General features: G+C 62.0%; 12 protein-coding genes and 1 other RNA gene. 9 read left to right on the top strand and 4 right to left on the bottom strand.

Going from position 1 to position 13,000, the window contains the following annotated elements; all coding sequences use genetic code 11:
- Positions 1-242: 242 nt before the first annotated feature.
- The 4 genes from ACLEJQ_RS23220 to ACLEJQ_RS23205 all read right to left on the bottom strand — a co-directional run bounded on the left by ACLEJQ_RS23220 (position 243) and on the right by ACLEJQ_RS23205 (position 3,696).
- Positions 243-821 carry a BON domain-containing protein gene (locus ACLEJQ_RS23220; protein ID WP_440798834.1) on the bottom strand — a complete coding sequence of 193 codons (579 nt, stop codon included), beginning with the start codon at positions 819-821 and terminating at the stop codon, positions 243-245.
- Complete coding sequence (locus ACLEJQ_RS23215; protein WP_015636934.1) at positions 818-1,411, bottom strand: phosphoheptose isomerase; 594 nt, start codon at positions 1,409-1,411, stop codon at positions 818-820. The genes ACLEJQ_RS23220 and ACLEJQ_RS23215 overlap by 4 nt, the downstream gene beginning before the upstream one ends.
- Before the next feature lie 111 nt (positions 1,412-1,522).
- Positions 1,523-1,885, bottom strand: coding sequence for a YraN family protein (locus tag ACLEJQ_RS23210; RefSeq protein ID WP_440798832.1), 363 nt, complete (start codon positions 1,883-1,885; stop codon positions 1,523-1,525).
- A complete protein-coding gene (locus ACLEJQ_RS23205) occupies positions 1,885-3,696 on the bottom strand; it encodes a penicillin-binding protein activator (protein WP_440798830.1) in 1,812 nt (603 codons plus the stop codon). The genes ACLEJQ_RS23210 and ACLEJQ_RS23205 overlap by 1 nt, the downstream gene beginning before the upstream one ends.
- A 325-nt stretch (positions 3,697-4,021) precedes the next feature.
- Between ACLEJQ_RS23205 and rsmI the strand changes: the two genes are divergently transcribed.
- From rsmI to mraY, 9 genes are all read left to right on the top strand, one after another.
- Positions 4,022-4,927, top strand: a complete 906-nt coding sequence (gene rsmI, locus ACLEJQ_RS23200; RefSeq protein WP_440798828.1) for a 16S rRNA (cytidine(1402)-2'-O)-methyltransferase — start codon at positions 4,022-4,024, stop codon at positions 4,925-4,927.
- Positions 4,928-5,000: 73 nt separating this feature from the next.
- An RNA gene (gene rnpB / locus ACLEJQ_RS23195) (RNase P RNA component class A) lies at positions 5,001-5,354 on the top strand.
- A 307-nt stretch (positions 5,355-5,661) separates the two neighbouring features.
- Positions 5,662-6,117 carry a division/cell wall cluster transcriptional repressor MraZ gene (mraZ, locus tag ACLEJQ_RS23190; RefSeq protein ID WP_186530428.1) on the top strand — a complete coding sequence of 152 codons (456 nt, stop codon included), beginning with the start codon at positions 5,662-5,664 and terminating at the stop codon, positions 6,115-6,117.
- Complete coding sequence (gene rsmH, locus ACLEJQ_RS23185; protein WP_440798825.1) at positions 6,114-7,061, top strand: 16S rRNA (cytosine(1402)-N(4))-methyltransferase RsmH; 948 nt, start codon at positions 6,114-6,116, stop codon at positions 7,059-7,061. The genes mraZ and rsmH overlap by 4 nt, the downstream gene beginning before the upstream one ends.
- On the top strand, positions 7,058-7,351 hold the full coding sequence (ftsL, locus tag ACLEJQ_RS23180; protein WP_003178214.1) for a cell division protein FtsL: 294 nt from the start codon (positions 7,058-7,060) through the stop codon (positions 7,349-7,351). Before rsmH ends, ftsL begins: the two co-directional genes overlap by 4 nt.
- Positions 7,351-9,090: a peptidoglycan D,D-transpeptidase FtsI family protein gene (locus tag ACLEJQ_RS23175; protein ID WP_440798840.1), complete on the top strand. Its 1,740-nt coding sequence runs from the start codon at positions 7,351-7,353 to the stop codon at positions 9,088-9,090. The genes ftsL and ACLEJQ_RS23175 overlap by 1 nt, the downstream gene beginning before the upstream one ends.
- Positions 9,090-10,553 carry a UDP-N-acetylmuramoyl-L-alanyl-D-glutamate--2,6-diaminopimelate ligase gene (locus ACLEJQ_RS23170; RefSeq protein WP_440798822.1) on the top strand — a complete coding sequence of 488 codons (1,464 nt, stop codon included), beginning with the start codon at positions 9,090-9,092 and terminating at the stop codon, positions 10,551-10,553. Before ACLEJQ_RS23175 ends, ACLEJQ_RS23170 begins: the two co-directional genes overlap by 1 nt.
- Entirely contained in the window at positions 10,546-11,913 is a 1,368-nt protein-coding gene (locus tag ACLEJQ_RS23165; RefSeq protein ID WP_440798820.1) for a UDP-N-acetylmuramoyl-tripeptide--D-alanyl-D-alanine ligase, read from the top strand. The genes ACLEJQ_RS23170 and ACLEJQ_RS23165 overlap by 8 nt, the downstream gene beginning before the upstream one ends.
- Positions 11,913-12,995, top strand: a complete 1,083-nt coding sequence (gene mraY / locus ACLEJQ_RS23160; RefSeq protein ID WP_440798818.1) for a phospho-N-acetylmuramoyl-pentapeptide-transferase — start codon at positions 11,913-11,915, stop codon at positions 12,993-12,995. The genes ACLEJQ_RS23165 and mraY overlap by 1 nt, the downstream gene beginning before the upstream one ends.
- Positions 12,996-13,000 lie beyond the last annotated feature (5 nt).

Below are 13,000 nucleotides of genomic sequence, written 5' to 3'. Positions count from 1 at the left end.
CGAGCGTAAGCGAGGTGCCCAGTGGTGGGGCAAGAGCGTTTTGCTTACTTTTGCGCTCTATCAAAAGTAAGCCGCCGTAAGGGCGGAACCATAAGCCGCCGTCACCGAAGAAACGGATATACACACCAACTCAACCAAAAAAAACGGCGCTCCCCTATATAAAGGAGCACCGTTTTTCAGCCAAGCCAAGCCAAGCCAAGCCAAGCCAAGCCAAGCGCAGCATCAAAGAACCGCGTCTACCCTCAGTCAATATACTCAAACAACTTCACAATCTTCTGCACCCCGGAAACCCCCTGCACCAGATTCGTCGCCTGGGCAGCCTCTTGCTTGGTCAGCAATCCCAGCAGATAAACGATGCCGTTCTCAGTCACAACCTTGATCCGCGAACCAGGAATGCTCGCATCGGTGAGCATCTGGGTCTTGATCTTGGTGGTCAGCCAGGCATCGTTCTGACGCGCCAGCAAGGATGAGGGTTGCAGCACCTGCAACTCGTTATGCACCGTCTTGACCCGTTGCACGGCGCTGGCGGCCTGTTCAGCCTTGGCCTTGAGGTCGGCGCGTGGGGTCTGGCCGGCCAGCAGCACGACACCGTTGAAGCTGGTGACGACGATGTGCGAGTTGTTGTCCAGGTCCGGGTCGGCCTTGGCAATGTTCACGCCGGCCTTGGTTTCGATCAGCGAGTCATCGATCTTGCTGCCGAAGGTGCGGGTGCCGCGGTCATCTTCGATCGGCGCTTCCCGGCTGGCGTTAACCACCGAGGTGCAACCGCTGATGCCAAGGCACAGGGTCAGGGCCAGAAGGCCGAGGCGATTAGGGGTCATTCTTCACTCCCGAACAGTTGGCTGTCGATCAAGTCGCAAAGGCAATGGATCGCCAGCAGGTGGACTTCCTGGATACGTGCGGTGACAGTGGCCGGTACGCGAATCTCGACATCTTCAGGCAGCAGCAGTGAAGCCATGCCGCCGCCGTCACGACCGGTCAATGCTACGACAATCATTTCGCGATCATGTGCGGCCTGGATCGCTTGAATAATATTGGCCGAGTTGCCGCTGGTGGAAATCGCCAACAGCACATCGCCGGGTTGGCCCAAGGCGCGGATCTGTTTGGAGAACACCTCGTTGTAGCTGTAGTCATTGGCGATCGAGGTGATCGTCGAGCTGTCGGTGGTCAGCGCAATCGCCGGCAGGCTCGGGCGCTCGCGCTCGAAGCGGTTGAGCAGTTCCGAGGAGAAGTGCTGGGCATCGCCGGCCGAGCCGCCGTTGCCGCAAGACAGCATCTTGCCCTCGTTGAGCAGGGCATTGACCATCACTTGGCTGGCTTGCTCGATGTGCGGTGCAAGGACGTCCATCGCCTGTTGCTTCGTATCGATACTGGCCTGAAAGAGCTGGCGAATTCGCGATTGCATGTCCATCTGTGTGACCTTAAGTAGCGCGACTTATCGGCACAAACGTGTGCGGCGCGCAAAGCAAAGAGCAGAAATTGGGTGGAAGTGTCCGGTTCGGCTTGTCATGAACATGGATGTTCAACTGTCGAAGGCGTTTTGCAGCCAGCTCAGCTGATCGGCATTGCTGTCAATGGCAACCACGTCGAAACGGCAGGGATGATCGGCCCAGCGGGTTTCGCGTTGCAGGAAATACTGCGCGGCGAAGATAAGCTTCTGGCGCTTGCGTGCGTCGATGCTGTCGAGCGCGCCACCCCACTGGGTGTTCTTTCTGTAGCGGACTTCGACGAATACTACTGTATCGCCATCAAGCATGACCAGATCAAGCTCGCCGCGTTTGCACAGCCAGTTCTGCGCCACCAGCCGCAGGCCTTGCTGCTGGAGATGCGCGAGGGCCAGGCCCTCGGCATCCCGTCCGCTTTGCTGGCGTGATCGCTCAGGCATCAGCGCTGGGTGTCCGGCAGGCGCTGGATCTGACCGTTGACGAACTCGGCCCATGGCAATTGACGCTGTACGCGCTGAGACGCGGACACCGCCAGGCTACCCGACAGGCCTTCGATGCGGCTGTCCGGCAGGGTCTTGAGCTGGCCGAGGCGCGGTGCCAGGCGATAGGCATCTACACCCATCGCGTACAGCCGGCCCAGAGTGCCGCCGGCCTGTGGCCACTGGGCAGTGACCTGCTTGCGCAGCGGGTCATTGGCGTCGAGCAGCCACGGGGTTTCGCAGAAGCGGATGCCGTTCATGTCGTTGTACTGGTTCTGGTCGCCACTGGCGCTGAACACCAGGGATGTCGCATAGACCGGCACGTCACCGGCGTACTGGAAGTTCAGGGTCGGCTTGATCTGCTGGGCCTGTTGCGGGGTCGATGCCAGGAAAATGAATTCGATGTCCTGGCGACGCGACGGCTGAGCAGCGACGTTGGTGCCAACGGTGCTTTGCAGGCTCTTGGCGCGACCTTCGCTCTGGCGCAGTTGGAACATGTCGGCGATCTGCTGGGCCAGTTGGACCGGCTGGTCGACGCGCTCCACGGCAATGATGGTGCCGCCGTTGCCTTGCCAGTCCTGGCTGAAGGCTTTCAATACGCGGTCACCCCATTCGCTCTTCGGCACCATCACGGCGGCGCGATGCAGGCCATCGGCGCGGGCGCGGCGAGCGACTTCGCGGGCTTCGTCCTCGGGAGCCAGGCCGAACTGGAACAGTTGCGGTGGCCCTTGTTCGCCTTCGCTGTAGTTCAGGGCGAGGGTAGTGATCGGCAGTTGCGGGCGGCTGCTGATCTGCTTGACCAGGGGTTTCTCCAGTGGGCCGACCACCAGTTGCACGCCGTCAGCCTGGGCCTTGCGATAGAACTCGTCCATGGAGGTCAGGCTGGAGCTGTCATAGAACTGGATGCTCGGCGGCTTCTGCCCGGCCTGTTGGGCCTGGTAGTGCGCGGCCATGAAACCATCACGCAGGGCCTTGGCGACGGAGGCCAGCTGGCCGTTCTGCGGCAGCAACAAGGCGATCTTGTTCAGTGGCTGGCTGGCCAGTTCCTTGAGCTTGACCAGCGGCGTCGGCAGTTGCACGGCGGCGGGGTGCTTCGGGTTCTGTTCGCGCCAGTGGTCGATGGCCGCTTGCTGCTGTTCCAGGGTGCCGGCCGTCTTCACTACCTGGGCCAGGCTCAACCAGCCACCCAGGTCATCGTTGGAGGTCGGTTGCAGTTGGTCGGTGGGCAACGAGGCGATCAACGACCAGATGGCTTCGTGGTTTTTCGTCGCGGCGTCGTCCTTGAGCAGCGGCGCGATGAAGATGCGTTCCTTGGCGGCGGCCAGCGTCTGGCCTTCGGCCTCCAGGGCGCGGGCACGCACGGTGCCGGTGCGCACTTGCTGCTCCACCGGCATTTCGCTCAGGTGTTGCAGGCTGGGATGGCTCAGGGCAGTCAGCGCGGCCTTGGGTTGATTGCGCGTCATTGCCAGCTCAGCCGACAGCGTGTTGGCGAAAATCTGCTGGCCAGGCTTGAGTTGCTCCATGGGTACTTGTTGCAGGATCTGTGCGGACTGGCCGGCGTTGCCCTGGCGATAAGCCAGGTCGGCGGCACTCAGGCGCAGCAGTGCGGCTTTTTCCGGGGTTTTGCTTTGGGCGGCCTCTTCGAGCAACTGCTCGATACTGGCATCCGGGGTCCGTGGAAGTTCGCCAAGACTGGACGAGGGCGAACTGGCGCAGGCCGCCAGGAGGGCAGCGAGGCAAAGGGCGGAGAGCAGCCGCAGGCAAGCGATCATGTAAATGTTCCTGATACGAGATCAAATTAGCGTCGAATTGTACCCAAGCACTGGCCGGGGCGCGATGTCGGTGGTGTGAATCGATCGATTTAGGTATTTCAAAGAGTGCGGCACGCCACAAAAGACTGGGTATTGCCTCTGTGGCGAGGGAGCTTGCTCCCGCTGGGCTGCGCAGCAGCCCCAACAAACCATTGAACAAGGTACATCACGATGCGGTTGCAGGTTTTTACGGCTGCTGCGCCCGACCGCGGACCGGCCGAGCGGGAGCAAGCTCCCTCGCCACAATGGCTGATGTGAACAGCTCAGACGACCGTCACACGCTACAATGGCGGTTTTTACCCATCATGAGGTGTGCGTTTTGACTGCTCCAGGTGCTTTGAATTCCGCTGCTGGCTCGCTTTATGTGGTGGCGACGCCCATTGGCAACCTGGACGATATCAGCGCTCGGGCGCTGAAAATCCTGCAGGACGTGGCACTCATTGCAGCCGAAGACACCCGCCATTCCCAGCGCTTGCTGCAACATTTCGGTATTTCGACGCCATTGGCGGCCTGTCACGAGCACAACGAGCGGGACGAAGGCAGTCGGTTTATCACTCGATTGCTGGCGGGCGATAACGTCGCGCTGATCTCCGATGCGGGAACGCCGCTGATCTCCGATCCTGGCTATCATCTGGTGCGCCAGGCCCGGGCGGCCGGGATCAACGTGGTGCCAGTGCCGGGGGCGTGCGCCCTGATCGCAGCACTGTCGGCAGCCGGCTTGCCGTCGGACCGTTTCATCTTCGAAGGTTTCCTGCCGGCCAAGGCTGTCGGGCGGCGCGCACGCCTGGAGGCTATAAAGGAGGAACCCAGGACGTTGATCTTCTATGAGGCGCCGCACCGTATTCTGGAGTGCCTGCAAGACATGGAGCTGGTATTTGGCGCCGAGCGTCCGGCGCTGCTGGCCCGTGAGTTGACCAAGACCTTTGAAACCCTCAAGGGCCTGCCATTGGCCGAGCTGCGTGCTTTCGTCGAGACCGACAGCAACCAGCAGCGCGGTGAATGCGTGGTGCTGGTGGCGGGCTGGACGCCGCCGGACAACGAAGAGGCGGTCAGCAGCGAAGCGATGCGCATCCTGAACCTGCTGCTCGAGGAAATGCCCCTCAAACGCGCCGCCGCCCTCGCGGCGCAGATCACCGGCGAGCGCAAGAATGTGCTGTACCAGGTCGCGCTGGATAAACAGAAGGGCCAGTAAAGGCAGGGGGCGGGCTGGCCCAAGGCTTTTATCGCTTGTTCTTGCGGCGCTCTACCGTTAACCTTCGCGGCGGAGAGTCGATCGGACAGTCGCTGCCCCCTATGAAAATTAGGGGGGGGAGGAAAGTCCGGGCTCCATAGGGCGAAGTGCCAGGTAATGCCTGGGAGGCGTGAGCCTACGGAAAGTGCCACAGAAAATAACCGCCTAAGCGTTTCGGCGCCGGTAAGGGTGAAAAGGTGCGGTAAGAGCGCACCGCACGGCTGGCAACAGTTCGTGGCTAGGTAAACCCCACTTGGAGCAAGACCAAATAGGGTCCCAAGGCGTGGCCCGCGCTGGGACCGGGTAGGTTGCTAAAGATGTCCAGTGATGGCCATCGTAGACGAATGACTGTTCAAGACAGAACCCGGCTTACAGATCGACTCTCCACCTTTCCCCACCTTGCCGGAATCACTGGCAGGCGCAGTTCCTAAGACCAAAAAATTCTTACTCTTAATAAATTACTTTAACTTGTGCGCGCAGCCTCCTGTGCTCTCTCAAGTTGAGGCGAAATTTCCTACGTCAGATTCTTGTTTCCCCTCCTGAAACGCTCCTAAATCTCCGATCTATAAGGCTTTTCCTTCAATCCGCGCCTTGACGGTGCAGTGGGCGCATTCCTATAGTGTGCGCAAGTGGCGGAAAGTGGCATGAAGTGGGTTTTTTGAGCGTAAAACGCTAAATCTTGGAGAAACGCTGACGTGTTTCGCGGAGCTAACGCTATCAGTCTCGATGCAAAGGGCCGTCTCGCCATGCCGAGCCGGTACCGTGACGAGCTCGTTTCGCGTAGTTCTGGCCAATTAATCGTCACGATCGACGCCGTTGATCCATGTTTGTGCGTTTACCCTCTGGATGAGTGGGAAATCATCGAAACCAAACTGCGCGCACTGCCGTCCTTGCGTGAAGAAAACCGCCGCCTGCAACGCCTGCTGATTGGTAACGCGGTCGACCTGGAACTCGATGGCAGCGGTCGATTCCTGGTTCCGCCGCGCCTGCGCGAATACGCCAGGCTCGACAAGCGCGCCATGCTGGTGGGGCAACTGAACAAGTTCCAACTGTGGGACGAAGATGCCTGGAACGCGGTTTCTGCCGCTGACCTCGCTGCTATTCAACAACCGGGCGCCATGCCTGATGAACTGCGTGATTTGATTCTGTGACTATTGATAGCGGCTTTAACCACATCACCGTACTGCTTGACGAGGCCGTCGAGGCACTCGCCGTACGTCCTGATGGCTGCTATCTGGACGGTACGTTCGGGCGTGGCGGGCACAGCCGATTGATCCTCAGCAAGCTCGGTCCGGGTGGACGGTTGTTGGGGTTCGACAAAGATCCTCAAGCGATTGCCACCGGGCAAGCGCTGGCGGCCGAAGACGGCCGCTTTGTCGTTGTGCAGCGCAGCTTTGCCGATTTGGGCTCGGAGGTCGCCGGGCGCGGCCTGGCGGGCAAGGTCAACGGTGTTTTGCTGGATCTGGGCGTATCGTCGCCGCAACTGGACGACCCGGAGCGTGGCTTCAGCTTCCTCAATGACGGCCCGCTGGACATGCGCATGGATCCGTCCCGCGGTATCAGCGCCGCCGAATTCGTCAATACCGCGCCGGTGGAAGAAATTGCCCGGGTCTTCAAGGAGTACGGTGAAGAACGCTTCTCCGGTCGGATGGCGCGCGCCGTGGTGGAGCGCCGTGACATCAAGCCATTCGAGCGTACCGGCGATCTGGCCGAGGTGCTGAAAGTTGCCAATCCGGCTTGGGAAAAGGGCAAGAACCCGGCGACCCGTGCTTTCCAGGGATTGCGCATCCACGTCAATAATGAGCTGGGCGACCTGGAGGCCGGCCTCGAGGCAGCGCTCGACGTCCTGGAAGTCGGCGGTCGTCTGGTGGTGATCAGCTTCCATTCCCTGGAAGACCGTATCGTCAAACTGTTCATGCGCAAACTCACCAAGGGCGAAGCCGATAACCTGCCGCGTAACCTGCCGGTGCGTTTCGAAGCCTTCGTGCCGAAAATCAAGATCCATGGCAAGGCCCAGTTCGCCTCCGAGGCCGAACTCAAGGTCAACCCTCGGGCCCGTAGTGCCGTCATGCGTGTTGCGGAGAAGTTGCGGTGAGCAAGCTCTTCGCCAAGCCACTGCCCGGCGGCAGCTTTTTCATGCTGCTGCTGTTTATCGGCGTGCTCGTGTCGGCCATCGCCGTGTCCTATAGCGCGCACTGGAACCGGCAGTTGCTCAACACCCTTTACAACGAACTGAGCGTGCGCGACAAGGCGCAGGCTGAGTGGGGGCGGTTGATCCTGGAGCAGAGCACCTGGACCGCCCACAGTCGCATCGAAGTGTTGGCCACCGAACAGCTGAAAATGCGCATTCCCGGCGCCGCCGAAGTGCAGATGGTGGCGCCATGATGAAGCTCGAAGGAGCATTGTTCCCGTGGCGGTTCCGTCTGGTCCTGGGTCTGCTCGGGATCATGGTGGCCGCGATTTCCTGGCGCATCATCGACCTGCAGGTCGTCGACCGTGATTTCCTCAAGGGGCAGGGCGATGCCCGCAGCGTGCGGCATATCCCGATCCCGGCTCACCGTGGCCTGATCACTGACCGCAATGGCGAACCGCTGGCGGTGAGTACGCCGGTGACCACCCTGTGGGCCAACGCCAAGGAAATGCAACAGGCCAAGGAAAAATGGCCTGCACTGGCCGCCGCCCTCGGGCAAGATCCCAAGGCCCTGGCCGAGCGCCTCGAATCCCAGGCCAATAAAGAATTCATCTATCTGGTGCGCGGGTTGACCCCCGAGCAGGGCCAGAGCGTGCTCGACCTCAAGGTACCGGGCGTCTATGGCATCGAAGAGTTCCGGCGTTTCTACCCGGCCGGTGAAGTCACGGCACACATGGTCGGGTTTACCGACATCGATGATCGAGGTCGCGAAGGCGTCGAGCTGGCCTACGACGAGTGGCTCGCCGGAGTCGCCGGCAAGCGCCAGGTCATCAAGGACCGGCGCGGCCGGCTGATCAAGGATGTCCAGGTCACCAAAAACGCCAAGGCCGGCAAGCCCTTGGCGTTGTCCATTGACCTGCGCCTGCAATACCTGGCCAACCGCGAGCTGCGCAACGCCATCGTCGAGAACGGCGCCAAAGCCGGTAGCCTGGTGATCATGGACGTCAAGACCGGCGAGATCCTGGCCATGGTCAACCAGCCGACCTACAACCCCAACAACCGTCGCAACCTGCAGCCGGCGATGATGCGCAACCGCGCGATGATTGACGTGTTCGAGCCGGGTTCGACCATGAAAGCCGTGTCCATGGCCGCTGCCCTGGAAACCGGGCGTTGGAAGCCGAGCGACACCGTCGAGGTGTATCCAGGCACCTTGCAGATCGGCAAGTACACCATTCGCGACGTGTCCAAGACCGAAGGCCCGGTACTCGACCTGACCGGCATCCTGATCAATTCCAGTAACGTAGGCATGAGCAAGATCGCCTTCGATATCGGCGGTGAAACCATCTACCGTCTCGCCCAGAAAATCGGCCTCGGCCAGGACACCGGCCTGGGCTTCCCTGGCGAGCGTGTCGGCAACCTGCCGAACTATCGCGACTGGCGCAAGGCCGAGACGGCCACGTTGTCCTACGGCTACGGTGTTTCCGTGACGGCGATTCAGCTCGTCCACGCGTTTTCCGCGCTGGCCAACAACGGGCGCATCGTCCCGCTGACCCTGATCAAGACCGACAAGCCACCGCAGGCCACCCAGGTGATCCCGGAAAACGTCGCCAAGACCATGCAGGGCATGTTGCAACAGGTGATCGAGGCGCCGCGTGGCGTCTATCGTGCCCAGGTCCCGGCCTACCACGTGGCGGGCAAGTCGGGTACGGCCCGGAAAACCTCCGTGGGCACCAAAGGCTATGCCGAGAACTCCTATCGATCGCTGTTCGCCGGCTTCGGCCCGATGAGCGATCCGCGCTATGCGATCGTCGTGGTCATCGACGAACCGAGCAAGGCCGGTTACTTCGGTGGTCTGGTTTCGGCGCCGGTGTTCAGCAAAGTGATGTCCGGCACCCTGCGCCTGATGAACATTACCCCGGATAACCTGCCGCCGACCCAGCAGGCCAATACCGCACCGGTCATTCCCTTGAAAGCCGAAGGAGGGCGTGGCTGATGTCCCTGAGCCTGAACAAGATTTTCGCCCACGCCGGTCACGACCTGCTGATCCGCGAGCTGGCCCTCGATAGCCGTAATGTACGGGCCGGGGACCTGTTCCTGGCGGTGCCCGGTGCCCGCTTCGATGGTCGTGCCCACATCGCCGACGCTCTGAAGCGTGGCGCGGCGGCGGTGGCTTATGAAGTGGAGGGTGCCACCGTGCTGCCGATCACCGACGTACCGCTGATTCCGGTCAAGGGCCTGGCGGCGCAGTTGTCGGATATCGCCGGGCGCTTCTATGGCGAACCGAGCCGGCATCTGAACCTGATCGGCGTGACCGGCACCAACGGCAAGACCAGCGTCACTCAACTGGTGGCCCAGGCTCTGGACCTGCTCGGCCAGCATTGCGGCATCGTCGGGACCCTGGGCAACGGTTTCCATGGCGCGCTGGAAAGTGGCTTGCACACCACGCCGAACCCGGTTGCCGTACAAGCGACGCTGGCCGACCTGAAGAAGGCCGGTGCCAAGGCCGTCGCCATGGAAGTCTCTTCCCATGGCCTGGACCAGGGGCGCGTCAGCGCGCTCGCCTTTGACGTTGCGGTGTTGACCAACCTGTCCCGCGATCACCTGGATTACCACGGCACGATGCAGGCCTACGGCGAAGCCAAGGCCAAGCTGTTTGCCTGGAATGACCTGAAATGCCGGGTCATCAACCTCGATGACGAATTCGGCCGGCAACTGGCCGCCGACAAGCGCGAGTCGCGGTTGATCACCTATAGCCTGGAAGATGCCAGCGCCTACCTTTATGTACGCCAGGCGCAGTTCGATGACGAAGGCGTGCGTGCCACGCTGGTCACGCCCCAGGGCGAGCATCACCTGCGCAGCACCTTGCTGGGCCGCTTCAACCTGAGCAATGTGCTGGCCGCCATCGGCGCCTTGCTCGGCCTGGACTACGCGCTGGACGAAATCCTCAAGGTCCTGCCGAAGCTCGAAGGCCCGGCCGGACGCATGCAACGCCTGGGTGGCGGTACCCAGCCGCTGGTGGTGGTCGACTACGCCCACACCCCCGATGCCCTGGAAAAAGTCCTGTCGGCCCTGCGGCCTCACGCCAAGGGCCGGTTGCTGTGCCTGTTCGGCTGCGGCGGTGACCGTGATCGCGGCAAGCGCCCGCTGATGGCCGAAGTGGTCGAGCGGCTGGCCGATGGCGTGCTGGTGACCGATGACAATCCACGCAGTGAAGACCCGTTGCGGATCTTCGACGACATCCGTGCCGGTTTCTCGGCCGTCGATAACGTCGATTTCGTGGCCGGTCGCGGCCAGGCCATCGCCCGATTGATCGCCAGCGCCTCGGCGGACGACGTCGTCGTCCTGGCCGGCAAAGGGCATGAGGACTATCAGGAAATCAACGGTGAACGCCAGCCTTTCTCCGATCTGGTGGAAGCCGATCATGCCTTGACCGCGTGGGAGGTGGCCCATGCTTAAGGCCTTGAAGCTCAGCGAACTGACCAACGCGCTGAACGCACGCCTCGTCGCGGCCGACGCCAGTTTCGACGGCGTCAGCATCGACAGCCGGGCCATTGCAGCGGGGCAGTTGTTCGTCGCCCTGACCGGGCCGCGTTTCGACGGCCACGATTACCTCAACGAGGTCGCCGCCAAGGGCGCGGTCGCGGCACTGGTCGAGCGTGAAGTGACCAACAGCACCTTGCCTCAGTTGCAGGTAGAGGATACCCGCCAGGCCCTGGGCCAGCTCGGGGCGCTGAACCGCGCTGCCTTCGACAAGCCGGTCGCGGCCATCACCGGTTCCAGCGGCAAGACCACGGTCAAGGAAATGCTCGCGAGCATCCTGCGCACCCGCGGTCCGGTGCTGGCAACCCGTGGCAACCTGAACAACGACCTGGGCGTGCCGCTGACTTTGCTGGAGCTGGCGCCGGAACATAGCGCCGCGGTCATTGAGCTGGGCGCTTCGCGGCTCGGCGAGATCGCCTACACCGTGGGCCTGACCAAGCCCCACGTGGCCGTGCTCAACAATGCCGGGACCGCCCACGTCGGCGAGTTCGGCGGCCCGGAAAAAATCGTCGAGGCCAAGGGCGAGATCATTGAAGGGCTGGCGGCCGATGGTGTCGCCGTGTTGAATCTCGACGACAAGGCCTTCGAGATCTGGAAGACCCGTGCCGGCGAGCGCAAGGTGCTGACCTTTGCCTTGAGCAACGTCGCGGCGAATTTCTATGCCAGTGACCTGGACCGCGACGCCCGGGGTTGCCCGGCTTTCAATCTGCACGGTCCGGATGGCGCCGAGCGGGTCCAGTTGAACCTGCTGGGCACTCATAACGTTGCCAATGCCCTGGCCGCCGCCGCTGCCGCCCATGCCCTGGGCGTGTCGTTGCCGGGCATCGTTGCCGGGCTGAACGCGGTGCAGCCGGTCAAGGGACGCACCGTCGCGCAGTTGGCCAGCAATGGCATGCGCGTGATCGACGACACCTACAACGCCAACCCGACGTCCATGTGCGCGGCGGTGGACATCCTTGCCGGTTTTTCCGGCCGTACCGTGCTGGTACTGGGGGATATCGGCGAGCTGGGCGAATGGGCGCAACAAGGTCACCACGATGTCGGCGCCTATGCGCGCGGCAAGGTCGATGCGCTGTATGCCGTCGGTCCGATGATGGCCCATGCGGTCGCCGCCTTCGGCGAGCAAGGCCGGCATTTTGCGACGCAGGCCGAGCTGATCCAGGCGCTGGGCGCCGAGCAGGACCCGAACACCACCCTATTGATCAAGGGCTCTCGTAGCGCAGCGATGGAAAACATCGTCGCGGCGCTGTGCGGCACCCGTACGGAGAAACATTGATGCTGCTGCTGCTAGCGGAGTACCTGCAACAGTTCTACAAAGGCTTCGCGGTCTTCCAGTACCTGACCCTGCGCGGGATTCTGGGTGTGCTGACCGCGCTGACGTTGTCGCTGTTCCTGGGTCCGTGGATGATCCGCACTTTGCAGAACCTGCAAATCGGCCAGTCGGTGCGTAACGACGGCCCGCAATCGCACCTGTCCAAGTCGGGCACCCCGACCATGGGCGGTGCGCTGATCCTGTCCTCGATTGGCGTCAGTACGTTGCTGTGGGCCGACCTGGCGAACCGCTACGTCTGGGTCGTGTTGCTGGTGACCCTGTTTTTCGGCGCCATCGGCTGGGTCGACGATTATCGCAAGGTCATCGAGAAGAACTCCCGCGGGCTGCCAAGCCGCTGGAAGTATTTCTGGCAGTCGGTGTTCGGCCTTGGCGCAGCGATCTTCCTTTATATGACGGCCGCTTCGCCGGTGGAAACCACCCTGATCCTGCCGATGCTCAAGGACTACAGCATTCCGTTGGGTGCCGGCTTCATCGTCCTGACCTACCTGGTGATCGTCGGTTCGAGCAACGCGGTCAACCTCACCGATGGCCTCGACGGTTTGGCAATCATGCCAACGGTCATGGTCGGCGGCGCGCTGGGGATCTTCTGCTACCTGTCGGGTAACGTGAAATTCGCCGAGTACTTGCTGATCCCGTATGTGCCAGGGGCGGGCGAGCTGATCGTGTTCTGCGGTGCGCTGATCGGTGCCGGACTGGGCTTCCTGTGGTTCAACACCTACCCGGCGCAGGTCTTCATGGGTGACGTCGGTGCGTTGGCGCTGGGCGCGGCCCTGGGCACCATCGCGGTGATCGTTCGCCAGGAAATCGTCCTGTTCATCATGGGCGGCGTCTTCGTGATGGAGACCCTGTCAGTCGTCATTCAGGTCGCCTCCTTTAAATTGACCGGCCGCCGCGTTTTCCGCATGGCGCCGATCCACCACCACTTTGAACTCAAGGGCTGGCCCGAGCCACGTGTGATCGTCCGTTTCTGGATCATCACCGTGATTCTGGTGCTGATCGGCCTGGCCACCCTGAAGCTGAGGTAGAACGA

The organism is Pseudomonas sp. SMV71 (genome assembly GCF_052042015.1).
Classification (GTDB): domain Bacteria; phylum Pseudomonadota; class Gammaproteobacteria; order Pseudomonadales; family Pseudomonadaceae; genus Aquipseudomonas.
This window is presented reverse-complemented; position numbering and strand designations above follow the sequence as displayed.